Genomic DNA, 26,224 nt, shown 5'->3' with positions numbered 1-26,224 from the left:
GGCATTTACAAAACATTGTTTTTAGTGTATTCAAATAGAATAAGGCTATAGAAGGTCGTTGAATTTTGGGATTTTACAACCTGCACCGTGACGCCGGATAGTGTGATTTGGTTTAGGCTGATATCGATAAAATAAAACATTTGCTCATTCTTGCGCCGTCCCGGGGTTTTACCTGGAGATTTTCCGGATCCGTGGAGTGAGCCATGCTGACAATTCAGGTTTGTGATCGGTCCTTTCTGCCGGGCCGTCCAGTACTGGGGCAATCGACGGGTTGCCCCTTTTTTTGCCCGAAAAAGGACATGACACTTTAATCGAAAAAAAAAGCTGCCTGTCCCCTTTTCCTTCCGTACGTGCTATGCTGCGCCCGTTCTTCTAACTGCCGGCAGCGATTCCGGCACGGCACCGCCACGAAAGGAGAGGCAGCATGGGGATCTCCCCGTATCGCGCCAAGGTCACCATGCCACTTATGGAAAAGCCCTACCCGTCGGTACTCGACTTTCTGGTCGGGCGTTTCCCGCGGGTGGGGCGCAGTTGCTGGGAGCGGCGCATAGCCCAGGGAAAGGTTCTGGGTGAGGATGGTACCCCCATCACCAGCACGACCAGTTATGCGCCGCAAAAAAGGATCTTCTACTTCAGGGAGCTCGATGACGAGAAGGTGATCCCTTTCGCAGAGGAGATCCTGTTCCAAAACGACGAGCTCCTCGTGGCGTGCAAACCCCATTTCCTGCCGGTGACGCCGGGAGGCGCCTACCTGGACCAAAGCCTTTTGCACCGGCTGAGAAACTCGACCGGAATCCACGACTTGGTCCCGCTGCACCGGATCGACCGGGAAACGGCCGGGATCGTGCTTTTCTCAGTCAACCCCAAGACTCGCGGCCGCTACGGCGGAGTGTTCCGGGAAGGGAGCATCGAAAAGAGCTACGAGGCGCTGTCGGCAGCTCCCGCGGAGCCGGGGCGGGGCGAGTGGCTGGTGGAAAACAGGCTGGTGCATGGGGAGCCCTGGTTCACCATGCGCACGGAGGAAGGCGCCCCCAACGCCCGGTCCCTTATCCGGCTGGTGGAGCAAAAAGATGGGCTGGCGCGCTTCGAACTCACCCCCGAGACCGGCAAGACCCACCAACTTCGGGTCCACATGAGCGGGCTCGGGATGCCGATCCTGCACGACCGCCTTTACCCGGAGCTTCAAGCCATGAGACCCGACGATTTCGAGCGGCCGTTGCAACTGCTCGCAAGGCGGGTGCGCTTTAGGGACCCGGTCACAGGGAGGCTCATGGAGTTTGAAACCCGACGCAGGCTTTTGTGGTAATCTAAATCTGGCCCGAAGGGGGGGCGGTATAACAGCGGTTACCGGAGGTGGCGATGCGCAGGAACGTGCTTTTGCTGGTCGATTACGGCGTCAACAACGCGATTCACGTGGGGCTGTTCAAGAAGCATTTGAAAGACGCCGGGTGGAGGGAAGGGCTCATAGAGGGCTCCTTCGAGAAGCCGCTCGATCTTTCCGATTCCGAGATCGAGAAAGCGGTGCAGGAGGAGGTAGACGGTGCAGCCGACAAGGCCGACTTCAAGAAAACCTGCTGCGAGTTGTTCGTCACCGAGGATGAACTGAAGTTCTGCTGGGACTGGAATACTCCTTAAAAGAGGCAGCCTTCACTGCCGCGTCGACCCCAACAGATTAAACACTGGACAAGTCCGAGGCATATTGGTTAGTATCCCCGCCATGACTAAAGCTGCTGCACTTTTCATCATCATGTTCACCCTGGCCGTCATTGGATTTGGCACCTGGCAGCTCTATGCCGGCAATCTCGTAGCGGCTTTTTCTTCTTTTCCCTTCCTGCTGATAATCTATGTCTTTATTAAACCTTTCCGCAGACCATGACGATATGTACTTCGTCGCAATCCCAGTCCGTGTACTAGATGGATTCTCGCAGCAAGCCGGCATCAAGATGCGGAGCTGCACCTGTCGTTGATCAGTCAAAGTTAGCTGAAGCCATTTTGGGAGATTTCATGTCCAGCTGTGTGCTCGTCATCGATGACTCTGCTGCCATTCGGGAGCAGGTTGTGCGGACGCTCAAGGATGTAGGACTTTTCGAGGAATACCTGGAGGCCAGGGATGGGCTTGAAGGGTTCAAGACCCTGATCGAGTCGAGGCCCGACCTGGTGATCTGCGATGTCGACATGCCGCGCATGGACGGCTACAAGTTCCTGCAGCTCGTCGCCTCGAGGCCTGAGCTGCTGGGGCTTCCCATCATCATGCTGACCGGCATGATGGACTTCAACTCCAAGATCAAGGGGCTCGAACAGGGGGCGAGCGACTATCTCACCAAGCCCTTCGACGCGGGCGAACTCGTGGCGCGGGTCAAGGTGCAGCTGAAGATTAAGTCGCTGCAGGACGAGCTGAAAAAGGCAAACGAGCAGTTAAAGAGACTGACCAACATCGACCACCTGACCAACCTCTTCAACCGGCGCTACCTCTCCGAGATTCTCGAGTCGGAGTTCTTCCGCGCCCGGCGCAACCGGGAGAACCTCTCGATGGTCATCATCGACATCGACTATTTCAAGAACGTGAACGACACCTACGGCCATCAAAACGGCGACGTGGTTCTTGCTTCCGTGGCCGGGCTCGCACAGCAGATGTTGCGTGCCTACGACAGCGCCGCCCGCTATGGCGGCGAAGAGTTTGTCCTGATACTGCCGGGGACCCCGCTGCAAGGTGGGGAGATGGTCGCCGAGCGACTGAGACAGTCGGTGCTGGAATTCGCTTTCCCTCACCCGATGGAAGATCTGACCCTCACCATCAGCGCCGGCGTGGCGGCCTATCCCTCTCCCCTTGTGGAAAACATCGACTCCCTTTTCCGCCAGGCCGACGAGGCGTTGTACCGGGCGAAGCAAGCCGGGCGCAACCGGGTTGAGCGCATGAATGTCTGACTTTGTGGGTTGGATAACGCTAATAAAATTATCTTGAGTTTGTTTTAATTTAAAGGTACACATATCCGGGTGCGCGACAGAGCGCCTATACCGACCCGGAGGATGTGCACCCATGGACAGTTTCGATGAAGCGTACGCCAGGTATCTGAAGTTCCTGGCGCTTTTGGATAGGACAGACGATATCGGCGAGAAGAACCTCCTTTTCCGCCAGTTGACCCAGCTACTTGCCGACCTCGAACGCCGGCTGAACGGCAGCGATACCTCCCCTGTATCCGACGAGCTTTACTGCGAGGAAGCTAACTTCAACTACACGAGCTAGGTATCTCATCGATTACGGCCGCTGCCGGTTCCGGCCTGCGGCCCCCTTCCCACCACCCTTTCCCATTGCCATCCCCCCGAAGCGCGCTTTTGAAATCCTGCGTTTTTTCTGCGGACCCCAGGGTTGATGATCCCTTAGTCTTTCATGAGGCTATTTGACAGCGGTACTTCGTCCTATATCCTCTCCTGTGTTGCGTTCGCGGACCTTGTGGCTTTAGTCCCGCAGCGGCAGCAAATGGTTTGGAGGAGGTAATCATGAAAATCCTGGTGTGCATCAAGCAGGTCCCCGACATGGAATCCAGGTTCCGGCCCGATGCTTCCGGCGTCTGGTACTCGGAGATAGACATGGCTTTCCGCGTCAACGAGTATGACGAATTTGCCATCGAAGAGGCGGTCAGACTGAAGGAAAAACTGGGCGGAGAGCCTGAATTGACCGTGCTGTCGTTGGGGCCCGACCGGGTTGTGGAGGGGATCAAGAAGGCGTTGGCCATGGGGTGCGACCGGGGGATACATGTGCAGGACAGCTCCTCCCATCTTAAGGACCCCTGGCAGGTCGCTTCGGCGATAGCGGCCTGCGCCAGAGGGGAAAATTACGACCTCATCTTCACCGGGTTGCAGTCCCAGGACCGCGGCTCAGCCCAGGTGGGAGTCATGCTGGCCGAACTGCTGGATTACCCCTGCGCCACAACCGCGATCGGGTTCGAATGCGGGCAAGGCACGGTCACTGTCAAGCGGGAGCTGGAAGGGGGATTGCGAGCAGTGGTTAGGCTTAAGACCCCGGCACTGGTCACCTGCCAGCTGGGCCTGAACCAGCCTCGCTACCCGACCCTTCCCAACATCATGAAGGCTAAGAAAAAGGAGATCCGGGCCGTTCCGGTCTCCGAAATGTTGCACGAGGAACCGCGAACGGTGATGGCGGGGTTCTATTCCCCTCCCAAGAAGGGGAGCGGCATCGTGCTGGAAGGGGACGTCCCAGATCAGGTAGACAAGTTGATCGGGATACTGAAGGACAAGACGGGGCTCTTGCGCTAGGGGGGAGATATGAAAGCGTTGCTGATAGCCGAGTGCAGGGACGGAAAGTTTCTCGATTACAGCTATGAGCTCTTTGGGTTCGCGGCGCAGCTTGGAGCGGACACCACCATGCTGCTGGTGGGGAAAGAGGGAGAGCTTCCTGAATGCGGCGGGACCGTGTATCTCGCCGACGCCGGCAGGTACGGAGAACAGAACCCGGATCTTCACAAGCGGCTCGTACTCGCCGCCGTCGAGCGGGAAAGGCCCGACTACGTGGTGTTGATGCACAGCTCCTACGGATGGGACCTCGCGCCGCGGGTGGCGGCTGGGCTGAAGGTGGCGCAGCTCTCGGAGGTCGTCTCCGTCGCCGATGACGGTTTCGAGCTCCCCTGCTGCAGCCAGAAGATGCGGCGCAAGGCGAAGCCGGTCGGCTCTCCCGTGGTGCTCACCCTGCAGTTGGGAGCGTTCCCCGCGGTCAAGCCGGGAGGTGTGCCGGCGCTGCAACGGATCGATGCGGAAGGGGAGGGGAAGCTGGAATTCCTCGGCTATGAGCCCCCCCCTCCCAAAGGTGTAGATCTGGGTAGGGCCGAGGTGATCGTGAGCGCCGGGCGCGGTATCGGCAAGAAGGAGAACATCGAGGCCATCGCCGCGCTTGCGCGCGCCTTGGGAGGCGAGGTCGGCGCGAGCCGCCCCGTGGTCGACAGCGGCTGGATCGAAGCCGGGCACCAGGTAGGCACCACCGGGCAGACTGTGAGCCCCAAGCTCTACGTCGCCTGCGGGATCAGCGGAGCGATACAGCACCTGGCGGGGATGAAGAAGTCAGGTTTCATCGTAGCCGTCAACAAGGACAAAGAGGCCCCGATCGGTGAGGTGGCCGACGTGCTGGTAGTGGCCGATGTGATGCAGTTCGTCCCGGCGTTGACGGCGAAGCTCGCCAAGTGAGGGAAACTACGGGGAGCCGATATGGACCAGGCTTGCGAGCTCATACTGCCTCATGGAGGCTTCCGGAAGCTGCGCAGTTTCGCGGTAGCGTTGGCGGCCTATGACGGGACCGTGCTTTTTTGCGACCGGTTTGTGCAGAAGCGCTCGCGCACCCACGACCAGATGGTGCAGGCCGCCCGCAGCGGGGTCCAGAACATAGCCGAAGGTTCGCTGGCCTCGGGGACTTCGAAGAAGACTGAGCTGAAGCTGACCGGCGTAGCCCGGGCCAGCCTGGGCGAGCTGATCCGGGACTACGAAGACTACCTGCGGCAGAACCGGCTTGAGATTTGGGACAAGGATTCGGCGCGCGTGCGCGCCATGCGGGCCAGGCTGGCAGGGAAGCTGAAAAGGGGAGCAGGGTTGTCTGACCAGTCAGACCACTCAGACAGGTCAGACAGGTCAGACAGGTCAGACAGGTCAGACAGGTCAGACAGGTCAGACAGGTCAGACAGGTCAGACAGGTCAGAGTTTTTCGACGAACCGCTGCTGTCTGCGCTGCATGTGCTGCAAACCGCCAGCGCCGAAATGAGCGCCAATATCATGCTCTGCTTGACGCACCAGGCAAGCTATCTGCTCAAGCACCAGATGGACCGGCTGGCGAGCGACTTCGCCGAAAAGGGGGGCTTCACCGAGAGGCTCTACCGCTACCGCAAAGAACACCGCTGACACGCTACCGCATCAACTCCAGAAATTCATCCTCGCTCAACACCCGCACGCCCAACTGCTGCGCCTTCTCGAGTTTGCTCCCGGCTTCGGCGCCGGCGACGACGTAGTCGGTCTTCTTGGACACGGAGCCAGCGGCATGCCCCCCCTCCAATTCCACCCTCTTCTTCGCCTCGTCGCGGGTGAACTTCTCCAGTGCGCCGGTGAAGACGAAGGTCTTACCGGTGAACCTGCCGCCCACCCGCTTCTCTTCCGCCTTGGGATTCACCCCGTGCTCCTTCAACTCCCTGAGCACCTCCAGGTTTTCCTCGCTCTTGAAGAAATCCGCGATGCTCGCCGCCACCTGGGGGCCGACTTCGCGGATGGAGGTCAACTCCTCCTCGCTTGCCGCCGCCAGGTTTTCGAGGCTCCCGAAGGCGCTGGCTAAAAGCTTCGCAGTGTGCTCCCCGACGTGCCGTACCCCGAGCGCGAAGATCAGACGGGAAAGCTCCCGCTCCTTGCTTGCAGCGATCGAATTCAACAGGTTCTCGGCCAGCTTCTTCCCCATGCGCTCGAACTGCATGAAGTCGTCTTCCGTCAGCCGGTAGATGTCGGCGACGTTCCGTATCAGCTTGAGGTTCAGAAGCTGCTCGATGAACTTCTCCCCCAGCCCGTCTATGTCCATGGCGCGGCGGGCGGCAAAATGCTTCACACGCTCCAACAGCTGAGCGGGACAGTTGAGGCCGACGCAGCGCACTGCCACCTCGCCCGGGATCCTGACCACCTCGCCGCCGCAGACAGGACATGCTTCCGGCACCGGGAGCAGGGTCTCGCGTCCCTGCCTTTTCTCGACCAGCACCTGCACCACGGCGGGAATGACGTCTCCGGCGCGCTCCACGACTACGGTGTCGCCCCTGCGGATGTCCTTGCGCTCCATCTCCTCCCAGTTGTGCAGCGTTGCGCGGGACACCATCACGCCAGAGACGTTCACCGGCTCAAGGTGCGCGACAGGCGTGATGACGCCGGTACGTCCCACCTGGGGGACGATGTCGTTGACCACCGTGGTCGCCTGGCGCGGAGGGAACTTCCAGGCGATGGCCCAGCGCGGAGAACGGCTCTTCTCTCCCAGGTCGCGCTGCAGGGAGAACTGGTCCACCTTCACCACAACCCCGTCGATCTCGTAGGGGAGGTCGTCTCGTTGCTCCATCATCTCGTGGTAGTAATCGAGCACCCCCTGGACGCCCGGGACGAGGCGGGTCAGCGGGTTCACCGGTATGCGCCAGGCGGGTATGGTGCCGAGGAAATGGCTCTGCGATTCAAAGGCTACTCCGTCCACCTCGCCCGGGGCGTAGCAGAAAATGCTGAGCGGCCGCTTCGCGGTGATCTTCGAGTCGAGTTGGCGCAGGGACCCTGCCGCCGCGTTCCTCGGGTTGGCGAAGGGGGGCTCCCCCGCCTCCTCGCGCTCCTGGTTGAACTTGCGGAAAGGTTCCAGCGGCAGGTATACCTCGCCCCGAACCGTCAAGAGTTCCGGAGGCTCTTCCGTCTGCAGTCTAAGCGGTATGTCCTTGATGGTTTTCAGGTTCTGGGTCACCTCCTCGCCCACCAGCCCGTCGCCGCGGGTGGAGCCGATGGCCAAGAGACCGTCCCGGTACACCAGCTCCACTGCGACTCCGTCCATCTTCGGCTCGCAGACATATCCGATTTCTGCTGTGCTGGAAAGCCCCAGGAAGCGTTTCACCCTGTCGTCGAATTCGACGATGTCCTGCTCCGAGAAAGCGTTCTCCAGCGAGAGCATCGGAGTTGTGTGGCGCACCTGGGCGAATTTGGCCACCGGGCGTCCGCCTACCCTGCCGGTCGGCGAATCGGGGAGGGCGAGGTCGGGATAGGAGGCTTCAAGTTCCTTCAGCTCGCGGAAGAGCGCATCGTACTCGGCATCGGTTATCTCCGGCATGTCCTGTTCGTAGTAGAGCCGGTTGTGGCGCTCGATCTCGGAAGCAAGCCACTTGATCCTTTCAGCTGCGGCAGTTTTATCCATTTCCGTGAACCTCTTTCGGTCTTTGATCTCTTTGCTGTGCGGGCGACCCATACCGGCCCCTTATTCGAGGGGGCGGGGAGGGGAGTTCCTGCGCTGAAGGAAGCTTTATAGCACAGCGCGGCGGCGATTGAAACCGGGACGGATATAGCGGCTTGCATTGGGCCTGCCGTTCTGGTAACTATGTTGGGCCGCGCCTTCCTGGTCGCGGCTCTTTTTTCGTCCGCTCCGCGGGAGCACCAGCCGCCTTGCCTGCGGAAGTACTCGCTTTTGAAGAGGATTCAATGCTCGACCTGTCACGATTGAACCCCGAACAGCTGGCCGCCGTAAAGCACACGGAGGGGCCCCTGCTGGTCCTCGCAGGCGCCGGCTCCGGCAAGACCGGGGTCATCACCTACCGGATCGCGCACCTCATCCTGGACAAGAAAGTGCCCCCCGACCAGATCCTCGCCGTCACCTTCACCAACAAGGCCGCGAAAGAGATGAAGGAGCGGGTGGAGCAACTCGTGGGGCGCAAGCAGTCCAAGGGGATCGTTCTATCCACCTTCCATTCGCTCGGCGTGCGGGTGCTGAAACGGGACATAGAGCGTCTTGGCTACAAAAAGAACTTCTCCATCTATTCCACCGCGGACCAGGTGGGGCTCGTGCGCCAGATCGTTCGCGAGGTCAATACCGACAGCAAGAAGTACGACGCCGAAAGCATCATCTGGCGTATCTCCGGCGCGAAGAACAAGCTGATCCCGCCGGACAGGTTCACCCCCAACCCGACCGACGACATCGACATGATGGCGGGGCTCGTCTACCCGCGCTACCAGTCCGCCCTGAAGGCGTTCAACGCCATCGACTTCGACGACATCATCATGCTGACGGCGGAGCTTCTGGAGCGGCATCCACCGGTCCTCAAGCACTGGCAGGAGCGTTTCCGCTACATCATGGTGGACGAGTACCAGGACACCAACTCCTCCCAATACCTCCTGGTGAACCTTCTGGCCGCCGGGTGCGGCAACCTCTGCGTCGTCGGCGACGATGACCAGTCCATCTACGGCTGGCGCGGCGCGGACGTCGGCAACATCCTCGACTTCGAGAAGGACTTCAAGGGGTGCCGGACCATCAAGCTGGAGCAGAACTACCGCTCCACCGGCAATATCCTGGAAGCCGCCAACAGCGTGATCGGCAACAACAAGGTGCGCAAGGTGAAGAGGCTTTGGACCGCATCTGGGGAAGGGCCCCTCATCGATCTCTGCATCGTGCAGGACGACGAGGAGGAGGCGACGAGCGTCGTGGAGCGGATCCAGCTGGAGCGCTACAAAAAGGACGTCCCATACAGCCAGTTCGCCATCCTTTATCGCACCAACGCCCAGAGCCGCGCCTTTGAGGAGCAGCTCCGCTTCGAGGACATCCCGTACGTCCTGGTGGGGGGGACCCAGTTCTTCGAGCGCAAGGAGGTGAAGGATTCGCTCTCCTACCTGAAGGTGATCGCGAACCCGCTGGACGAGGTCGCGCTTTTGCGCATCGTCAACTTCCCCAAGCGCGGCATCGGCGACAGCACCGTGATCCGCATCAACCAGTGGTCGCTGGAAAAGGAGATCCCTCTATTCGAGGCCTTCAGCAGGGTGGGGGAGGTCGAGGGGATTTCCGACGTGATCAAGGATAAGGTGCGCGCCTTCCACCACACGCTATTGGACGCCGCCGAAGCGTTCAGGGCGGAGGGGGGGCTTGCCGAGAAGGGGAAGGCCCTTTTCGAGAAGCTGAAGATAGAAGAGGAGATCTTCCGCACCATAGACGACGCGAAGGCCGCCCGTCGCAAGGTGGAGAACGTGGAGCAGATCATCAACTCCATGGCGGCCTACGAGGAACGGGTGCCCGAGGCGACCCTGGGTGGGTTCATCGAGAAGGTGTCGCTGATGGACGAGGACCGCTTCTCCGGAAAAGACAAGAAGGAGCACGGCAAGGACGCGGTCACGCTCATGTCGCTGCATTCCAGCAAGGGGCTGGAGTTCCCCTTCGTGTTCCTGGTCGGCATGGAGGACGAGATCCTGCCGCACAAGCGGGCGATCTACGAGGACGACAGCATCGACGAGGAGCGGCGCCTTTGTTACGTGGGGATCACGCGGGCGCGGCAGCAGCTCGTGATGACCCGGACGCTGTTCAGGAAGAAGTACGGCAAGCTCGAGGAGCGCGTGCCGTCGCGCTTTCTCGAAGAGATACCGGGTGGAGTCTTGAACGTGCAGCAAAGCGGCGTGGTGAAGGAAGTAACCCCCGAGGAGGCCGAGAAGAGCGCGGAAGATTTCTTCGCCAAGATGAAGGCGATGATGGGGTGAGGGCGGACGCCCTCAGAGGCAAAATCCCCCCTGTCCCCCCTCCGCAAAGGGGGGAACGTCAGGCCTGGCGCAGCGCTTCGCGGGCAATTACGTCTCCTTGCCCACGGTTTTGGTTTTAAGGTTTTCCCAGGGTTTTCTGACCGGGTTTCCACCCCAGCGGGCAGAGCGAGCCGGTCTGCAGCGCTTCCAGCACGCGCAGCGTCTCATCCACGCTCCTCCCGACATCCAGGTTGTGCACCACCTGGTACTGCAGCACCCCCTGCGGGTCGATGATGTAGAGCGCGCGCAGCGCGACCCCGTCCTTTTCATCGAGGCAGCCGTACTTCCGTGCGGTCTCCTTCTTGATGTCCGAGAGCAACGGATACCCAAGGGCCCCCAGGTCGCCGCGCTTCACCCAGGCGAGGTGCGAGAACTTGCTGTCGGTAGAGGCGCCCAAGACCACGGCGTCCAGCTTCTCGAACTGTGCCAGGGCGTCGTTGAATCCCTTGATCTCGGTGGGGCAAACGAAGGTGAAGTCCATGGGATAGAAGAAGAGCACGACCCACTTGCCACGCAGTTCCTTCAGGCTGATCTGCTTGAATTCCTTGTCCGGGGCGGTCCCTACCCAGGCTTCCAGCGTGAAATCGGGAGCGGGTTCTCCCACCTTGGCCACCTGTTGCGTCTGCAGCTCCGCCGCAGCCGAAGGGAAAGGGGTCGTGACGATTGAGATAGCTAGTGCCGCCAACAACATGAAACTGGTTAATCGCATCAATTTCTCCTGTTAAAATGGGCTGACTGCTGCCGTTTCGTTTCGGTCTGTTACACTCGTGGTCGCTACATATTACCGTCAAGCTTCAGCGCGTCAACTTTGAGGAAAAAGTTTCCACCGGCCGTGGTTGTATGGTATTGAAGACTGCAACTGCAATGACTGGTCATAAATCAAAATAAAAAGGAGTAATAGCAATGACTGAAGAAAAGAATCCCGTGGTCCTCATGGAGACCTCGATGGGCAACGTCAAGATCGAACTCTTCAAGGACAAGGCACCCATTTCTGTTCGCAACTTCCTCTCCTACGTCAAGGACTCCTACTACGACGGCACCATCTTCCACCGCGTGATCAAGAACTTCATGGTGCAGGGGGGCGGTCTGGACGAGAGCATGCAGCCGAAGAAGACCAAGTTCGCCATCAAGAACGAAGCCACCAACGGTCTCAAGAACGTCCGCGGCACCCTCGCCATGGCCAGGACCTCGGTTGTGGACAGCGCTACCTCGCAGTTCTTCATCAACGTAGTGGACAACGCGTTCCTCGACCACGCCGGCAAGACCCCGGACCGTTTCGGCTACGCGGTTTTCGCCCAGGTGATCGAAGGGATGGACGTGGTCGACGCCATTCGTGAGGTCAAGACCGGCAATAAGGCGGGGCACCAGGATGTGCCGGTCGAGCCGGTGTTCATCAACTCCATCAGGCTTATCGAAGAGTAGCGAGGGCGGCAGGCTCTCTTGCAGCGGCAAACGTGAGCGGCTGGCGGTTTTTCCGTCAGCCGCTCATTGCGTTTTAAGGGCGAGGTGGGGGACGATGCCGGCGATGGGAGCGCCGTTTGAGTCCCGCGCGGAAAAGCCGGAGAGGACGATTTCCGAGGAGGCGACCCCGGCGCCGGGAGCAAGGGTACAGTTCAGCGTGGCCAGGGGGCCGACGGTGAATCCGCCGTGGCGGGAGATATTGACCAGCAGCACTTGTCCCGGTTGCGCGCCTGCGTCTACCAAGCCTGCTCCGGCGAAACTGCCGCCAAGCGCCGGTTGCAGCACGCCGGGCGACAGCAGCTCGCCGGCTGTGCCGGGGACTGTCAACACCCTGGGAAGGGCCAGCGTGAACTGCGCCGCATAGAGCACCGTGTCGGGGGCGGGACCGCTGGTGCTGATCACAACCTGGACCGGGGCGGGTGTTGGCTGTGGCACAAGGACGTTTCCATCTGTGCCGTTTCCTCCCGTTGAGCCTGAGGAACCGCAGCCGGCGATGAGTGCGCAAAGAAGCAGCAAAACCAATACTCTCATCATTCCCCCTCTCCCTTGGTCTCCCGCTGTCAAAACTTTAAGAGGAGTCTGGCAGCAGGAGCACGTAGTGTCGATTTGCGTCAGTTGAAATCGCCCTGTATGCGGTAAGGGACTAGATAACGGCAGATTGTATCCTATTAATTCTTTGAATCAATTAATAAACTTTTTCCCTCTGCCTTTCGGCTCCAAAGGGTTGAAATTTGCCCTATTTAATTATTGACAAAGAGAATTGACAACTATACAATTCCCCAGTTTTAGGCTACCTGCTGCACATATCGTAAGGGGGGTTTTTACTGCATGGAAATGAAGGATTTTATTTTTACCTCCGAGTCTGTCTCTGAAGGTCATCCGGATAAGGTCGCGGACCAGGTATCCGACGCCATTCTGGATGCCATCCTCACACAGGACCCCAAGTCACGGGTAGCCTGCGAAACGATGGTAACGACAGGCATGGCGGTCATTGCCGGCGAGATCACTACCAACGCCATAATTGACTACCCCAAGATCGTCCGCGAGACCATCCGCGAGATAGGCTACAACGACTCGGCAATGGGCTTCGATTGGGAAACCTGTGCCGTTCTCACTTCTATCGATAAGCAGTCCCCGGACATCGCACAGGGTGTCACCGAGGGCGAGGGGATGTTCAAGGAGCAAGGAGCAGGGGACCAGGGCCTCATGTTCGGTTTCGCCTGCAACGAGACTCCCGAGCTGATGCCGATGTCGATCCTTTTGGCCCACAAGCTGGTGGCGCGTCTTGCCGACGTCCGCAAGACCGGCGTCCTCGATTTCCTGCGTCCCGACTCCAAGTCCCAGGTTTCCATCCAGTACATCGACGACAAGCCGGTGCACGTCGACACGGTGGTCATCTCCTCGCAGCACTCCCCTGAGGTCTCCTACGAGATGATCAAGGAAGGGATCATCGAGGAAGTCGTGAAGAAGATCATCCCGGCCAACCTGATGGACGCCAACACCAAGTTCCTGATCAACCCGACCGGCCGTTTCGTCATTGGCGGCCCGATGGGCGACTGCGGCCTCACCGGCCGCAAGATCATCGTGGACAGCTACGGCGGGCACGGCGCTCACGGCGGCGGCGCGTTCTCCGGCAAGGACCCCAGCAAGGTGGACCGTTCCGCCGCGTACATGGGGCGTTACGTCGCGAAGAACCTGGTGGCATCGGGCGTCTGCGAAAGGTGCGAGGTCCAGGTTGCCTACGCCATCGGCGTCGCCGACCCGGTCTCCGTCATGGTCGATTGCAACGGCACCGGGAAGATCCCGTCCAAGCGCATCTCCGAGATCGTGCGCGAGGTGTTCGACATGCGTCCGCGCGCCATCATCGAGCAGCTCGACCTGCTGCGCCCGATCTACAGGAAGACCGCAGCCTACGGCCATTTCGGCCGCGAACTCCCCGAGTTCACCTGGGAGCGCACCGACAAGGCTGCCATCATCAGGGAAAAAGCCGGACTGTAACAGCTGCGGCGGCTATAACCAAAAAGGGCCCTCCGGTTTTCCGGAGGGCCCTTTTGCGTTTTCCTCATAACGGCGGCTTTCCTTTGTCTTTCCCCCACCCCGACCCTCCCCCTCCTGGGGAGGGAGATTGCTGGCGACGCTCCCCCTTTGGTGGGGATTGCTGGCGCTAAGGGTTCCTGCTGAACCGGTAGCCTACCCCGCGCACGGTCTGGAAGAAGATGGGGCGGGATGGCTCAGGCTCGAAATACTTCCGCAGCCTCACGATGAAGTTGTCGAGCGTCCTGGTCTCGGCGTCGGTCGAGTAGCCCCAGACGTTCTCCAGGATCACCCCGCGCGGGATCGCCTCCCCCTCCCGGTGAAAGAACAGGGAGAGCATGCGCACCTCCAGGTCGGTCAGGTCGATCTCCCCCTGCCGGGTCCGCGCCCGGTAGGAGAGGAGGAAGACCTCGTTGTCGCCGAAGCGGTAACCTTCCTCCACCGGCTCCGGGCGATACCAGGCCGAGCGCCTCAGCATCCCCGATACTCTCAGCAGGAACTCCTTCAGGTTGAAGGGCTTGATGAGGTAGTCGTCGGCGCCGGCCGCCAGGCCGTAGATGCGGTCGCTTTCGGCGGAACGCGCGGTCAGCATCAGCACCGGCACCCTGGAGTCCAGCGCCCGTATTTTCTCGCATACCTCAAACCCGCCGATCCCCGGGAGCATGACGTCCAGGATAATGAGGTCGAATTTCTCGACCTTCACTTTCTCCAGCGCCTCTTCGCCGCTTTCCACGTGGCTTACCAGGTAACCTTCCTGCTCCAGGTTGAAGGTGATGCCCCGCGCCAGGTGCATCTCGTCCTCGACCAGGAGTATTTGTGGCTTCTCTCCCGCCATGCCGCTAACCTCGTTGCTGCTGACCGCCGGAAAGCGGCAGCGCGATGTGGAAGGTGCACCCCTTGCCGAGTCCCTCGCTGCTGACGGCGATCTTGCCGCCGTGGGCGTTCACCACCGACTTCACGATGTAGAGGCCAAGACCCGTCCCGCGTATGTTTTCCCCGGGGGTGCGCACCCGGTAGAACATCTCGAAGATCTTGTTCAGCTCGCTCTTTTTGAGCCCCTTGCCGTTGTCCTGGAAGTCGAGCAGGCACTGCTTCCCGCTGCGCCGCAGCGAAACACGTATCTCGGGGGATACCGGCGAGTAGAGCAGGGCATTTTCCAACAGGTTTCGAAGCGCCATCTCCATCCCCTCGACGTCGATGACCGCCGAGATCCCCGGTTCCACCTCCAGGGTGAGGCGTCCTCCTTCCGGCAGTTCCGCCCGCTTACCCTCCAGGTATTCGGTGACGAACGCTGAAAAATCAGTCTTTTGGGCCTTTTCTCCCAGCTGGCGAAACTCGATCCTGGTCGCCATCAGCAGGTTGCTGATGAGCACGTTGAGTCGGTCCGTGTCCGAGAGCATGGTGTCGATGAAGCCGTCCAGCTTCTCCTTGGGGAGGTCCCTCAGTTTCACCGTCTCCAGGTGCAGCTGGATCGAGGCGAGCGGCGACTTGAGCTCGTGGGTGAGCTGCGAGATGTAATTGCGCTGCTGCAGGTAGAGCTTCGCCTGGCGTCGCCAGTACAGGAAGATGACGTAGACGCCGACGAGAACGGCGACCAGCATCAAGAGTCCTTCGACCAGTACCAGCCACTCCACCCCTTGGGCCACGAGCTCGGGCTTGTAGCGCAACGCCAGCTGCCGGAACTCCTTGTTGCGGCCCACGAACCAGTAGACCCAGGAGATCACCATGACCACCCAGATCAACTGGATTCCTATCAGTGCAATCAACGGGTTGGAGAGTTTTCTTTGAGATTTCATGCACCCACCTGTAGCATCGCAGGTCCGTTTTTGCAAGGGGTATCTCATTGGCGGTGAGGGGCTTCGTTTTACATTACTATTACAAAAGCAAACACCGTTCTCTGGTAATGTGTAAACGTGCTGGTCCAGATCAGGAGGGAAGACATGTTTAAACCGTTACGCATAGGAAAACACGAGGCACGCTACCCGCTCATCCAGGGCGGCATGGGAGTGCGCATTTCGGCAGGATCTCTCGCGGGGCACGTAGCCAAGTGCGGAGGGGTTGGCCTGGTCGCTTCACCCGGCATCGTCCTGAACAGCGAGTTTTTCAACGGTTCGAACTACCTCAAGAACAGTTCCCTCGCTCTCAAGGAGGAGCTGCGCAAGGCCTACGAGATCGCACCCGACGGCATCATCGGCGTCAACGTGATGGTCGCCCTCACCGATTTCGAGGAACTGGTCGTCGCAGCCGTCGAGGGTGGCGCCAAGGTGCTGGTATGCGGCGCCGGACTCCCTCTGACCCTGCCGGGACTTACCGCTCACGCTCCCGACGTGGCGCTGATCCCGATCGTCTCCTCGGTGCGCGCCGCGCAACTGATCGCCAAGAAATGGGACAAGGCCTACAACCGCCTCCCGGACGCCGTGGTCGTTGAGGACCCCGACACCGCCGGCGGTCACCTGGGCGAAAAGATAGAAAACATCGGTAACGGTGATTATGACCAGTACGAAACCGTGCGCGGCGTCAAGGAGTTCTTCCGCACCGAGTACAACCTCGACATCCCGATTATCGCCGCCGGCGGGATCTGGGACCGCGCCGACGTGCTGCATGCCCTGGCCGAAGGGGCGGACGGGGTGCAGATGGCGAGCCGCTTCGTCACCACCGTGGAGTGCGACGCCGACGACGCCTTCAAGCAGGCCTACCTGGACTGCAAGAAGGAGGACATCGGTCTCATCATGAGCCCGGCGGGCCTTCCCGGGCGCGCCATTCTGACCAACCAGCAGGGGATCATCGACTACGATCGGGACCGCGCCTCCTCCTGCAGCCACGGCTGCCTGAAGAAGTGTTCCTACAAGGAAAGCGGCGAGCGTTTCTGCATTGTTAGGTCCCTTGACCGTGCGCAGCGCGGCGAGGTCGACAGCGGCCTGATTTTCTGCGGTACCAACGCCTACAAAGCGAATCGAATCGAGACCGTGCAGGAGATTTTCGATGAGCTTTTCGCCGAAACGGCTGTGGTCTCCCACGAGGAAGCCGCCTAACACGCACCGAGTAGCAGCGGCATTTCTGCCGCGATAACAGACGTTACTGCCAAGATCCCCCTGTCGCCAAAGAGCAGCAGGGGGATTTTTTGTCGTTAACATCCCTCCCGCCGCCCCGGGTTAAGGTGCGAAGGTTGGAGTTAAATAATTCAGCTTTTGCCTTGCTACCGGCTGTCGCTCGTGATATATCAAGAAAACTTGATTTAATAGAACCGCGAAGGTTGATGGATATGATCGATCTACTAAAAGCACTGGCTGACCCTTGTCGCCTACGCCTGGTGGGGGTGCTTCTGCGCGCCGAACTCACGGTGCAGGAGTTGACACAAATCCTCGGCATGGGTCAGTCGCGCATCTCGCGGCACCTTAAGATCCTCACCGAAGCGGGAGTCCTGTCGGTCAAGCGCCAGGGGACCTGGAGCTACTACCGGGCGGGGGAGGAAAACGCCTTCTTCTGCGCCATCCGTCCGGAATTCGAGCGGGAGCTGGAAAAGCTCCCGGAGCGAAACGACGATCTTGCTGCGGTGGCGCTCGCCCTGGAGGCAAGGCGCAGGCGCAGCCTTGAATTTTTCGATCGGCATGCCGCGCAGTGGGATGTCCTGTCCCGCACGCTGCTGCCGGTTCCGCACTACCTGGACCGCCTGCTGGGGCTGATACCGCCCGTGGATACGCTGCTCGAGATCGGCGTTGGCACCGGCGCCCTCTTGCCCGAACTATGCCTGCGGGCAGCGAAGGTGATCGGCGTGGATCATTCGCCGGCCATGCTTGAAGAGGCGCGCCGGCGCATCAGCAGCGACGGGAACCATAACACCGAGTTGCGGTTGGGCGAGATGACGCATCTTCCCTTGGCCGACGGCGGGGCGGGATGTGTGATCGCCAACATGGTGCTGCATCACGCCGCCGACCCGCTTACCGTATTGGGCGAGATCCACCGGGTGCTTAAGCCCGGGGGGGCACTGGTGCTGGCAGACCTGGCGCGCCATGAGCGGGAATGGGCCCGCGAGCAGTTGGCGGACCAGTGGCTGGGGTTCGACGAGGATGAACTGAAGGGTTGGATCGCGGGAGCCGGTTTCGGCACGGTAGAGATAGAGCGGGTAGGCGCCGGGGTTGGGCAAGAGGCCGTCCTGCTGATAAAGGCGGTAAAAGCAGGGGCTAGAGACTAGGGACTAGCAATCAAGGCTAATCAGCGGCTAGGGGATAGGAATCAGAGACTAGGGAGCAGGCTAAGAGGAAGGTGGAGCAGCCAATGCCTTTTAGCCCCCAGCCCCTAGCCCCTAGCCCCGCTTTTAGATTTTTTACACCACCAAAAGGAGAAGCATCGATGAAAGAAAACGATTACAAGGTAAAGGACATGTCGCTCGCGGCGTGGGGCCGCAAAGAGATGATCATCGCCGAGACCGAAATGCCGGGTCTCATGGCTATCCGTGAGGAGTACGCCGCCAGCCAGCCGCTCAAAGGGGCGCGCATCGCAGGTTCGCTGCACATGACCATCCAGACCGCCATGCTGATCGAGACCCTTACCGCTCTCGGCGCCGAGGTCCGCTGGGCTTCCTGTAACATCTTCTCTACCCAGGATCACGCGGCTGCGGCCATTGCGGCTGCAGGCGTCCCGGTCTTCGCGCACAAGGGCGAGACGCTGGCCGAGTACTGGGATTACACCCACAAGATCTTCGAATGGCACGACGGCGGCGCCCCCAACATGATCCTCGACGACGGCGGCGACGCCACCTTGCTGCTGCACCTGGGAAGCGACGCGGAGAAGAACCCCTCCGTCATCGCCAACCCCACCTGCGAGGAGGAGCAGTTCCTCTTCGCCGCCATCAAGAAGCGCCTGGAGACCGAACCCGGCTGGTACTCCAAGACCGCGGCCTGCATCAAGGGAGTCACCGAAGAGACCACCACCGGCGTGCACCGCCTCTACCAGATGCACGAGAAAGGGAAGCTCAAGTTCCCCGCCATCAACGTGAACGACTCGGTGACCAAGTCCAAGTTCGACAACATCTACGGTTGCCGCGAGTCTCTCATGGACGGCATCAAGCGCGCAACCGACGTCATGGTGGCGGGGAAGGTCGCGGTCATTTGCGGCTACGGCGACGTGGGCAAGGGGTGCGCCCAGGCAATGCGCGGGCTGCAGGCCCAGGTATGGGTGACCGAGGTCGACCCGATCTGCGCGCTTCAGGCGGCTATGGAAGGGTACAAGGTTGTCACCATGGAGTGGGCCGCCGACAAGGCCGACATCTTCGTGACCACCACCGGCAACATCGACGTCATCACGCATGACCACATGAAGGCGATGAAGCACAATGCCATCGTCTGCAACATCGGCCACTTCGACAACGAGATCGAGGTCGCGAAGCTGAAGCAGTACCAGTGGGAGAACATCAAGCCCCAGGTGGATCACGTCATCTTCCCGGACGGCAAGCGCATCATCCTGCTGGCGGAAGGTCGCCTGGTGAACCTTGGCTGTGCCACCGGTCACCCCTCCTACGTCATGTCCTCCTCGTTCGCCAACCAGACCCTGGCGCAGATGGAGATCTTCTGCAACCCCGGCAAGTACCCGGTCGGCGTCTACACCCTTCCGAAGGAACTGGACGAGAAGGTGGCGCGCCTGCAGCTGAAGACCTTGGGCGCCATGCTGACCGAGCTCACCGACGCGCAGGCAGACTACATCGGAGTGAAGAAGGAAGGCCCGTACAAGTCGGAGCACTACAGGTACTAAGAAGCGGCGACAGGTCCCCTCACACTAACCCTCTCCCTGGAGGAGAGGGGATTGTGGCCGTATGTAGCAGCAGATCAAGCATCATCACGAAAAAGGAAAGGGCGCCTGGTTTCAACCGGCGCCCTTTCTCATTTTTTTACTGCTCTTTCTTCTCTTTCTCCCCCCGGTCCCCGGGGGCGCACGATGGCGACATTCAAGTCTGGACCCCAAGCTTGGGGAGGATGTAGCGCTGCAGCACTACCCAGAAAATAAAGAAGCCGACCAGCATCAATAGTTCGTTCATGTCGGGTTCACCTCCTGAGATGCAGGCACTATATCGCATATTCAGTAAAAGGTATATAGCAAATGAGACATGAATCCACGCCGGTTACGGCTCGCCGCGGCGGTAGGTACCGCTTTTGCCCCCTTCCTTGAACATCAGCACCACCTCTGCTATCGCTATCGACTTGTCGCTCCCCTTGCACATGTCGTACACGGTGAGCGCCGCGACCGAGGCGGCGGTCATCGCTTCCATCTCGACGCCGGTCCGCTCGAACGCCCGCACCGTCGCCTCTATCATCAGCTCGCCGGTGACCGGGTCGGGCCGGAACTCAACGGCGGCGTGGTGGATTGCCAAGGGGTGGGAGAGGGGAATCAGGTCGGGGGTCTTCTTGGCGGCGGCGATGCCGGCCAGCCGGGCCACGCCCAGGACGTCCCCCTTGGCGACCGATCCTTCCAGGATGGCGGCCAAGGTCGCCGGTTTCAGCAGTACCCGGGCCTGGGCGGTCGCGGTCCTCAGCGTGCACTGCTTTCCGCTCACGTCTACCATGATGGCCTGCCCCTGCTCGTCGAAGTGGTTGAACATGGTTTCTCCTTTTATGCCTGCGGCTAAGAAGTCGTTTCCGGCACCAGTTCCACGTCCCTCAGGAGGACCAGGTCGACCTCGCTTCCCGCCGCGACGAAGGTGGCCCCGGAGGGGAGGGCGGCGAGCGCGTCGCACCTGGTCATGGTGCTCAGTATCGCGGTGTGCTGGTCCCCGGCGCAGTAGGCGACGTAGCGCCCATGCCTTTTCTTGACGGTGACCCGGATAAAGTGGGTCTTCCCTTGCTTCTTGTGTGCATCCTCCGCGAGGATCCCCTTCACGAAGGGGCGCACCACTTTCCGGTACCCCATCATCTTCAAGAGCGCCGGTTTTACCAGGAGCTCGAAGGTGACCATGGTGGAGACGGGGTTGCCCGGGAGCGAGAAGACGGGCCTTCCGTCCTTCAGGGCGAACGCGGTCGGGCCGCCCGGCTTCATGGCGACCTTCCAGAACTGCTCCTGCGCCCCCAGCTCCGCCAGAACTTCCCGTACCAGGTCACGGTCTCCAGCCGATACCCCGGCGGAGGTGATCAGGGCGTCGCACAAAAATCCCTGCTCTATCTTCTCCCGATGGCTTTCGATGTCGTCTTTGGCGATGCCGAGAAGCACCGGCTCGGCTCCCGCCTCGCGCACGGCAGCGGCAAGCGAGAGGGCGTTGGTGTTGATCACCCGCCCGGGGGCAGGGGGCTCGCCTAGTTCAACAAGCTCGTCGCCGGTGGAAAGGATCGCCACGCGGGCCTTGCGGTACACCGGGACCAGAGCCTGTCCCATGGCCGCCAGCATGCCGATCTCTGCCGGGCGCACCGTGGTTCCTGCCTCGATGATGGGTGCTCCAGCCGCGACGTCAGAGCCTTGGTGCCGGACATGCTGCCGCGGCTGCACTTTCTGCCGGATCACCACCTGGTCGCCGTTTTCTTCGGTTTCCTCGATAGGGACGACGGCGTTGCATCCCGGGGGAATGGGGGCGCCGGTCATGATCCGCACTGCGCACCCAGGCTCCGCAGCGGCCGGCCCGTCAGCGCCTGCCGGCAGGAAACCGGTGACGCAAAGCTCCGCTGGAACCTGGCTGCAATCGGCCGCGCGCACGGCGAAGCCGTCCATGGCAGAGTTGTCGAACTGGGGCAGGTCCCAGGGGGCGATTACGTCCCGTCTCACCACCCGGCCCACGGCCTCCAGGAGGGGAACCATCTCCTCTCCCAACTGGTGCACGTTGGCCAGTATGATATCGCGTGCTTCTTCAAAGCTTGGCATGTTACACCTCGCAGTTTCTACGATGGACTCGGCGCCTTGCAACCGCGGCTAGAACGCCCGCCCTACGCAGTACACCATTATGCAGCGACGACCAATTCGACGGAAGGCACCTTGGGGTATGAGATCTCGTGGAACTCCATCTCGAGAAGGTCGATGCTCAGCTTGCGGTCGCGCAAAAGCTCTCCCTTGCCGAGGAGGATCTTGCATGCCTCAGCCACCTCCAGGCTTGCCACTACGGCCGGGGTGAATGCGGGGTTTCCCAGTTGCTGCTCGATCCCTTTTCCCGCCACCCAGTGGCGGTAGATGCTCTGCACGGTGGTGTCGCCGGGGAGCTGCGTTGCCACGTGGCCATACCAGCCGCCGATGGCGCCGTGGACCATCGGTATCCCCGCCAAGGTGCAAAACTCGGCCAGCTCCAGCCGGTACGATATGCTGTCCAGGGCGTCGATCGCCACCAGCGAGCCGGCGAGCTGTTCGAACCCGTTGGCGAGGCAGAAATAATCTTGAACGGGGGTAACGGTGACGGCGGGGTTGATCTCCGCCACACGGTCTACGGCGGCATCGACCTTGGCCTTGCCAAGCGTCGCCGGCGTGGAGAGGATCTGGCGGTTCAGGTTGTGCTCCTCGAAGACGTCGGGGTCTATGGCAACGATGTGGCCGACGCCTATGCGCGCCAGCTCCTCGATGACGTACCCGCCGAGCCCCCCGCAGCCGATCACTGCCACGCGGCTGCGGAACAGCTTCAACTGCTCCTCGATCGAGATCATGTTCCGGTTGCGCTGGTAGCGCGCGGGGAAGATCCCGTTTTCCAGGGCCAGTGCTTCGACTTCGTGGTACCTCAACCCGAACTGGGCCGCGGCTTGGCTCTGCGCGTTCCAGGAGAGCATACCCGCTTGGGCGGAATCCTTGAGAAAGGTAAGTGCTTTCAGCATTTCAGCCTCCTCCTACCAGCGGGAACAGGGACAGGGTGTCCTGGTCGGCGAGCTTGGAGTCGAGTTCCCCGTGCCTGCCGTTCAGCATGACGATACCGATCTCCTCTTCGGTAAGCCCAAGGCTCAGCACCACGGCCCGCACCTCGGTCCCATCCGGGAGTTCCTGCTCGGCCACCTTGAACCTGCCGTTTCTAAATGTCGCGAAAAGCTTGAGCGTGATTCTCATGTGGCACCTGCGAATTCGTGGGTAGAAACGAAAAAGCCCGGCGTGACTTGCGTCACGCCGGGGAGTGGCGCGTTTTTTAGAAGTTCCAGAACTCGTCGAGTTCCGCGTCGGTGAAGTCCCATACCGCGTTGTGCGGCGCCACCGGCTCGGTTTTGAAGAAGTCCGGCAGGCGGTCGTGCACGTTGGTGAGCCCCGCTTCCTGGTTGAACTTGCGCTCGAGCTTCAGGACATGCTTGCCCAGGTTGGTGACGTCGTCGCCGGTAAGGGCGATGTCGAAGCGGGCGTTGATCATGTCGATCAGGGCCGGGAGGCACTCCGGGATGTCCAGGGCCGGGAAGGCCACGAAGATGCACATGCCGGTGGAGTCGACCGCAGCGGTCGCGATCTGCAGGTTGCGGGAAAGCTCGACCTGGCCGTCCTTCTTGAGCGGATCGACGTAGCCGCCGACGTTCAGGATGTTGGTGGCGATGGTGTAGCCGGAGGTGTGGTCGGCGCCCATGGTGCTGGTCGCGTAGGTGACGCCGATACCCTTGACGGAGCGCGGGTCGTAGGCCGGGATTCCCTGGTTCTTCACGACCGGTACGCGGGTGACGCCGTAGGTGCGGCCGACGGAGCCGGCGCCGCCACCCAGGATGCGGCCCAGGGCGGTCCCTTTGCCGATCTCTTCGGTCAGAAGGCGCAGCATTTCCTTGGAGTCGCCCCAGTTGAGGATGCCGGCTTCCATGGCGACGCCGAACATGACGGCGGTCTCGATGGAGTCGATCCCGATGTCGTCCATCAGGTTGTCGGCACGGGCGATGTCGTCCAGGTTGTCGATGCAGCAGTCGGCACCAAGGCCCCAGATGGTCTCGTACTCGAAACCGGAGGTGACGTACTTGCCGTCCTTGTCGTTGTAGACCTGGGAGCACTGGATGATGCACCCTGCGTGGCAGCCGTGCTTCACCTTACCGCCGCGTGCCGCGATGGTGTCGTGCATGGTCTCGCCGGAAATCTTGTCGTGCCCTTCGAACTGGCCGACGGTGAAGTTCCTGGTCGGCAGGCCGCCTGCTTCGTTCAGGATGTTGACGAGGACGTTGGTGCCGTAGGTCGGCAGGCCTTCGCCGGAAACCGGGTGGTCGAGAAGCGCCTTGGAGAAGGCCCTTGCCGCGGTCTTGAATTTCTCCGGATCGGCGATGGTCACGGGTTTCGCGCCCTCACCGTCGATGGAGATGAATTTGATCTGCTTGGAGCCCATGACTGCGCCCAGGCCGCCACGGCCGTGGCTGCGGATCTTGCTGTCCGGGTCCTTCACGGAGATGTTAGCCGCGGTCATCTTAAGCTCGCCGGCGATGCCGATGGTGAGGACGCCGGTCTTCTTGCCCAGGCGCTGCTCAACTGCATCGATGACGGCGAAGTTGCCGGCGCCGAGAAGTTCTTTCTCCTCGTTGATGGTGACGCCGTTGATCCCCACGGCGAGGTTGTACCAGGTGCCGGATTTCGGCGCGCCTTCGATGATGAGGGCCTTGATGCCGAGTTTAGCCAACATCTGTGCCGCGGTGCCGCCGGCGTTGGACTCCTTGATGCCGCCGGTAAGGGGGCTCTTGGCGCCTGCGGAGAGGCGGCCGGAGTTAGCTGCAGCGGTGCCGGTCAGAAGGCCCGGCGCGAAGCAAAGAACGTTCTGCGCGGAAAGCGCATGGCAGGTCGGCGGCACTTCAGCGGCCACGATGGTGGAGGTAAGCGCGCGGCCGCCAAGGCCTGCCCAGGCTGCCGGAACTTCTTCGATCTTGGTGGTGAGGTCGGTCATGTTGACGCGAAATATCTTATCCATGCTTTTCAAGCTCCCTATTAATTAGTTTCCGGCATCGGTGCCGGCGCTCCTTTCCAAGAGGGAGGCTCCGCCGTTTCCAGCGAAACCCGTTGGCCTGGCTCCGTGAGGGTGATCCCTTTTAGGCTGCGCATGGCTCGGAGGATAATGACCCCTCCCCGGTGAAGGGGAGGGGAGGTTTGCTGCGATGCTGCTGTCTCTTACATTGCGTCCTTGAAGATCTGGACAACCTGCTCGAGGGTTGCCTTGCGCGGGTTGGTGAACTGGCAGGCGTCTTTCTTCGCGTTCTCAGCCATGATGGTCAGGTCCTCTTCCTTGACGTTGAGGGCCTTGAGGCCGGTTGGGATGCCGATGGAAGCGGAGAGGGTGCGGATCCTGTCGATTGCCTTCTGGCCTGCTTCGGTCACGGAGAGGCCGTCGACGTTCTCGCCGAGTGCCTTCGCGATGTCAGCGAAACGCTTCGGGCAGGCGATCAGGTTGTACTGGCTGACGGCCGGGAGCAGGATCGCGTTGCAGACGCCGTGCGGCAGGTTGTAGAAGCCGCCCAGCTGGTGAGCCATGGAGTGAACGTAGCCAAGCGATGCGTTGTTGAACGCCATGCCTGCCAGGTACTCGGCGTAAGCCATCTTGTCGCGCGCCTCGAGGTCTTCGCCGTTGGCGACTGCCTTGGAGAGGTACTCAGCGATCAGCTCGATTGCCTTGATGGCGCAAGCGTCGGTGATCGGGGTGGCGATGGTGGACACGTACGCCTCGACGGCGTGGGTCAGTGCGTCCATGCCGGTTGCCGCGGTCAGTGCTGCCGGCTTGCCGACCATGAGCAGCGGGTCGTTGATCGCGACGTTCGGGGTGCAGCGCCAGTCGACGATCGCCATCTTAACGTGGGTGTCGGTGTTGGTGATGATGCAGAAACGGGTCATTTCGGACGCGGTGCCTGCGGTGGTGTTGATTGCCACGAATGCCGGCATGGGCTTGGTGGTTTTGTTCACGCCTTCGAGGTCGCGGATGTGGCCGCCGTTGCCGATGACCATGCCGATGCCCTTGGCGCAGTCGTGGGAGGAACCGCCGCCCAGGGAGATGATCGCGTCGCAGCCGTTGTCCTGGTACACCTTGACGCCGTCATGCACGTTGAGGTCGGTCGGGTTGGGCTCTGCGCCGTCGAAGATGACTGCGGAAACACCAGCTTCTTCAACCTGGGACTTGATCTTGTCGGCAACGCCCATGGCCGAGAGGCCCTTGTCGGTAACGATCAGCGCCTTGGATGCGCCCAGCGCCTTGATCTGGCCACCGGTCTCTTTAGCGGAACCAATACCCATCAGTGATACTGTCGGAATGTAGAAACCGTACGTCTGCTCTCCTAATGCCATTTGTCTTTCCCCCTGTTGTTGTGTCCGGATTTCAAGCCCGGTTGTTTAACCATTGAGTAGGTCCATGTTGCATACACTGTCCTAAAACGGTTTTCTAGGTTATCGCAAACCCCATACCAGAATTTGCCAGAGCCGCATTTTTTTCGGCATCTGTTATTTTTTTGCCAGATACCGTATACTTAACCCGCACCATGTTTACACCACTTCTACCCCCGGTTTTCCGGCTCGCTCTGAAAAGTAACAGATGTCGTGTTCCATTATGGAGCGATTGCTCCGTTGTGGCACGGTTGTTTTG

Annotated in this window: 25 protein-coding genes and 1 riboswitch; of the genes, 14 read left to right on the top strand and 11 right to left on the bottom strand. The window is 60.7% G+C overall.

The genetic code is table 11. The annotated features are described in order from the left end of the window. Nucleotides 1-424: 424 nt before the first annotated feature. The 8 genes from GEOBRER4_RS14165 to GEOBRER4_RS14130 all read left to right on the top strand — a co-directional run bounded on the left by GEOBRER4_RS14165 (nucleotide 425) and on the right by GEOBRER4_RS14130 (nucleotide 5,901). Nucleotides 425-1,306: a pseudouridine synthase gene (locus GEOBRER4_RS14165; protein WP_185242859.1), complete on the top strand. Its 882-nt coding sequence runs from the start codon at nucleotides 425-427 to the stop codon at nucleotides 1,304-1,306. Between the two features lie 53 nt (nucleotides 1,307-1,359). Next, nucleotides 1,360-1,635, top strand: a complete 276-nt coding sequence (locus tag GEOBRER4_RS14160; protein WP_085812050.1) for a hypothetical protein — start codon at nucleotides 1,360-1,362, stop codon at nucleotides 1,633-1,635. An 82-nt stretch (nucleotides 1,636-1,717) separates the two neighbouring features. Beyond that, nucleotides 1,718-1,876 carry a hypothetical protein gene (locus tag GEOBRER4_RS14155; protein WP_162843111.1) on the top strand — a complete coding sequence of 53 codons (159 nt, stop codon included), beginning with the start codon at nucleotides 1,718-1,720 and terminating at the stop codon, nucleotides 1,874-1,876. Nucleotides 1,877-2,004: 128 nt separating this feature from the next. Beyond that, complete coding sequence (locus GEOBRER4_RS14150) at nucleotides 2,005-2,925, top strand: diguanylate cyclase (protein ID WP_185242858.1); 921 nt, start codon at nucleotides 2,005-2,007, stop codon at nucleotides 2,923-2,925. A gap of 112 nt (nucleotides 2,926-3,037) precedes the next feature. Further along, entirely contained in the window at nucleotides 3,038-3,244 is a 207-nt protein-coding gene (locus GEOBRER4_RS14145; RefSeq protein WP_085812052.1) for a hypothetical protein, read from the top strand. A 254-nt stretch (nucleotides 3,245-3,498) separates the two neighbouring features. Continuing rightward, nucleotides 3,499-4,275: an electron transfer flavoprotein subunit beta/FixA family protein gene (locus GEOBRER4_RS14140; RefSeq protein ID WP_185242857.1), complete on the top strand. Its 777-nt coding sequence runs from the start codon at nucleotides 3,499-3,501 to the stop codon at nucleotides 4,273-4,275. A 9-nt stretch (nucleotides 4,276-4,284) separates the two neighbouring features. Then, complete coding sequence (locus GEOBRER4_RS14135; RefSeq protein WP_185242856.1) at nucleotides 4,285-5,196, top strand: electron transfer flavoprotein subunit alpha/FixB family protein; 912 nt, start codon at nucleotides 4,285-4,287, stop codon at nucleotides 5,194-5,196. Between the two features lie 21 nt (nucleotides 5,197-5,217). Next, nucleotides 5,218-5,901: a four helix bundle suffix domain-containing protein gene (locus GEOBRER4_RS14130; RefSeq protein WP_185242855.1), complete on the top strand. Its 684-nt coding sequence runs from the start codon at nucleotides 5,218-5,220 to the stop codon at nucleotides 5,899-5,901. Nucleotides 5,902-5,905: 4 nt separating this feature from the next. On the opposite strand, the gene ligA is transcribed toward GEOBRER4_RS14130, so the two are convergent. Then, nucleotides 5,906-7,912 carry an NAD-dependent DNA ligase LigA gene (ligA, locus tag GEOBRER4_RS14125; RefSeq protein WP_185242854.1) on the bottom strand — a complete coding sequence of 669 codons (2,007 nt, stop codon included), beginning with the start codon at nucleotides 7,910-7,912 and terminating at the stop codon, nucleotides 5,906-5,908. Nucleotides 7,913-8,193: 281 nt separating this feature from the next. Between ligA and GEOBRER4_RS14120 the strand changes: the two genes are divergently transcribed. Next, nucleotides 8,194-10,230, top strand: coding sequence for an ATP-dependent helicase (locus GEOBRER4_RS14120; protein ID WP_185242853.1), 2,037 nt, complete (start codon nucleotides 8,194-8,196; stop codon nucleotides 10,228-10,230). 115 nt (nucleotides 10,231-10,345) lie between these two features. Here the strand turns inward: GEOBRER4_RS14120 and GEOBRER4_RS14115 are convergent, their stop codons facing one another. Continuing rightward, the gene (locus GEOBRER4_RS14115; protein ID WP_185242852.1) at nucleotides 10,346-10,978 is read right to left on the bottom strand and encodes a peroxiredoxin; all 633 of its coding nucleotides are present in this window, start codon (nucleotides 10,976-10,978) and stop codon (nucleotides 10,346-10,348) included. A gap of 194 nt (nucleotides 10,979-11,172) precedes the next feature. Here GEOBRER4_RS14115 and GEOBRER4_RS14110 point away from each other — a divergent pair, with 194 nt between their 5' ends. Beyond that, nucleotides 11,173-11,691 (top strand): peptidylprolyl isomerase, encoded by a 519-nt coding sequence (locus GEOBRER4_RS14110; RefSeq protein ID WP_185242851.1) that lies wholly within the window; start codon nucleotides 11,173-11,175, stop codon nucleotides 11,689-11,691. 63 nt (nucleotides 11,692-11,754) lie between these two features. Here the strand turns inward: GEOBRER4_RS14110 and GEOBRER4_RS14105 are convergent, their stop codons facing one another. Then, nucleotides 11,755-12,261, bottom strand: coding sequence for a hypothetical protein (locus GEOBRER4_RS14105; protein ID WP_185242850.1), 507 nt, complete (start codon nucleotides 12,259-12,261; stop codon nucleotides 11,755-11,757). A 297-nt stretch (nucleotides 12,262-12,558) separates the two neighbouring features. On the opposite strand from GEOBRER4_RS14105, the gene metK reads away from it, so the two are divergent. Then, nucleotides 12,559-13,728 (top strand): methionine adenosyltransferase, encoded by a 1,170-nt coding sequence (gene metK, locus GEOBRER4_RS14100; protein ID WP_085812058.1) that lies wholly within the window; start codon nucleotides 12,559-12,561, stop codon nucleotides 13,726-13,728. 166 nt (nucleotides 13,729-13,894) lie between these two features. On the opposite strand, the gene GEOBRER4_RS14095 is transcribed toward metK, so the two are convergent. Together GEOBRER4_RS14095 and GEOBRER4_RS14090 are read right to left on the bottom strand one after the other, a co-directional pair. After that, nucleotides 13,895-14,599 (bottom strand): response regulator transcription factor, encoded by a 705-nt coding sequence (locus tag GEOBRER4_RS14095; RefSeq protein ID WP_185242849.1) that lies wholly within the window; start codon nucleotides 14,597-14,599, stop codon nucleotides 13,895-13,897. Between the two features lie 4 nt (nucleotides 14,600-14,603). Next, the gene (locus tag GEOBRER4_RS14090) at nucleotides 14,604-15,560 is read right to left on the bottom strand and encodes a sensor histidine kinase (protein ID WP_185242848.1); all 957 of its coding nucleotides are present in this window, start codon (nucleotides 15,558-15,560) and stop codon (nucleotides 14,604-14,606) included. Between the two features lie 144 nt (nucleotides 15,561-15,704). On the opposite strand from GEOBRER4_RS14090, the gene GEOBRER4_RS14085 reads away from it, so the two are divergent. The 3 genes from GEOBRER4_RS14085 to ahcY all read left to right on the top strand — a co-directional run bounded on the left by GEOBRER4_RS14085 (nucleotide 15,705) and on the right by ahcY (nucleotide 19,512). Then, nucleotides 15,705-16,796, top strand: a complete 1,092-nt coding sequence (locus GEOBRER4_RS14085; RefSeq protein ID WP_185242847.1) for an NAD(P)H-dependent flavin oxidoreductase — start codon at nucleotides 15,705-15,707, stop codon at nucleotides 16,794-16,796. 230 nt (nucleotides 16,797-17,026) lie between these two features. Next, a complete protein-coding gene (locus tag GEOBRER4_RS14080) occupies nucleotides 17,027-17,956 on the top strand; it encodes an ArsR/SmtB family transcription factor (RefSeq protein ID WP_185242846.1) in 930 nt (309 codons plus the stop codon). A 158-nt stretch (nucleotides 17,957-18,114) separates the two neighbouring features. Beyond that, nucleotides 18,115-19,512 (top strand): adenosylhomocysteinase, encoded by a 1,398-nt coding sequence (gene ahcY / locus GEOBRER4_RS14075; RefSeq protein ID WP_185242845.1) that lies wholly within the window; start codon nucleotides 18,115-18,117, stop codon nucleotides 19,510-19,512. Between the two features lie 367 nt (nucleotides 19,513-19,879). Here ahcY and moaC read toward each other — a convergent pair whose 3' ends face one another. The 6 genes from moaC to GEOBRER4_RS14045 form a co-directional block, all read right to left on the bottom strand. Further along, entirely contained in the window at nucleotides 19,880-20,356 is a 477-nt protein-coding gene (gene moaC, locus GEOBRER4_RS14070) for a cyclic pyranopterin monophosphate synthase MoaC (protein WP_185242844.1), read from the bottom strand. Nucleotides 20,357-20,379: 23 nt separating this feature from the next. Beyond that, nucleotides 20,380-21,603 carry a molybdopterin molybdotransferase MoeA gene (locus tag GEOBRER4_RS14065; protein ID WP_185242843.1) on the bottom strand — a complete coding sequence of 408 codons (1,224 nt, stop codon included), beginning with the start codon at nucleotides 21,601-21,603 and terminating at the stop codon, nucleotides 20,380-20,382. Nucleotides 21,604-21,680: 77 nt separating this feature from the next. Further along, on the bottom strand, nucleotides 21,681-22,535 hold the full coding sequence (locus GEOBRER4_RS14060) for a HesA/MoeB/ThiF family protein (RefSeq protein ID WP_185242842.1): 855 nt from the start codon (nucleotides 22,533-22,535) through the stop codon (nucleotides 21,681-21,683). Between the two features lies 1 nt (nucleotide 22,536). Next, nucleotides 22,537-22,761: a MoaD/ThiS family protein gene (locus tag GEOBRER4_RS14055; protein WP_185242841.1), complete on the bottom strand. Its 225-nt coding sequence runs from the start codon at nucleotides 22,759-22,761 to the stop codon at nucleotides 22,537-22,539. A 76-nt stretch (nucleotides 22,762-22,837) separates the two neighbouring features. Beyond that, a complete protein-coding gene (locus tag GEOBRER4_RS14050; protein WP_185242840.1) occupies nucleotides 22,838-24,568 on the bottom strand; it encodes an aldehyde ferredoxin oxidoreductase family protein in 1,731 nt (576 codons plus the stop codon). Nucleotides 24,569-24,598: 30 nt separating this feature from the next. Beyond that, nucleotides 24,599-24,720: riboswitch (molybdenum cofactor riboswitch) on the bottom strand. A gap of 45 nt (nucleotides 24,721-24,765) precedes the next feature. Further along, on the bottom strand, nucleotides 24,766-25,929 hold the full coding sequence (locus tag GEOBRER4_RS14045) for an iron-containing alcohol dehydrogenase (RefSeq protein WP_185242839.1): 1,164 nt from the start codon (nucleotides 25,927-25,929) through the stop codon (nucleotides 24,766-24,768). Between the last annotated feature and the right edge of the window lie 295 nt (nucleotides 25,930-26,224).

This window comes from Citrifermentans bremense, assembly GCF_014218275.1.
Lineage (GTDB): Bacteria > Desulfobacterota > Desulfuromonadia > Geobacterales > Geobacteraceae > Geomonas > Geomonas pelophila.
This window is presented reverse-complemented; position numbering and strand designations above follow the sequence as displayed.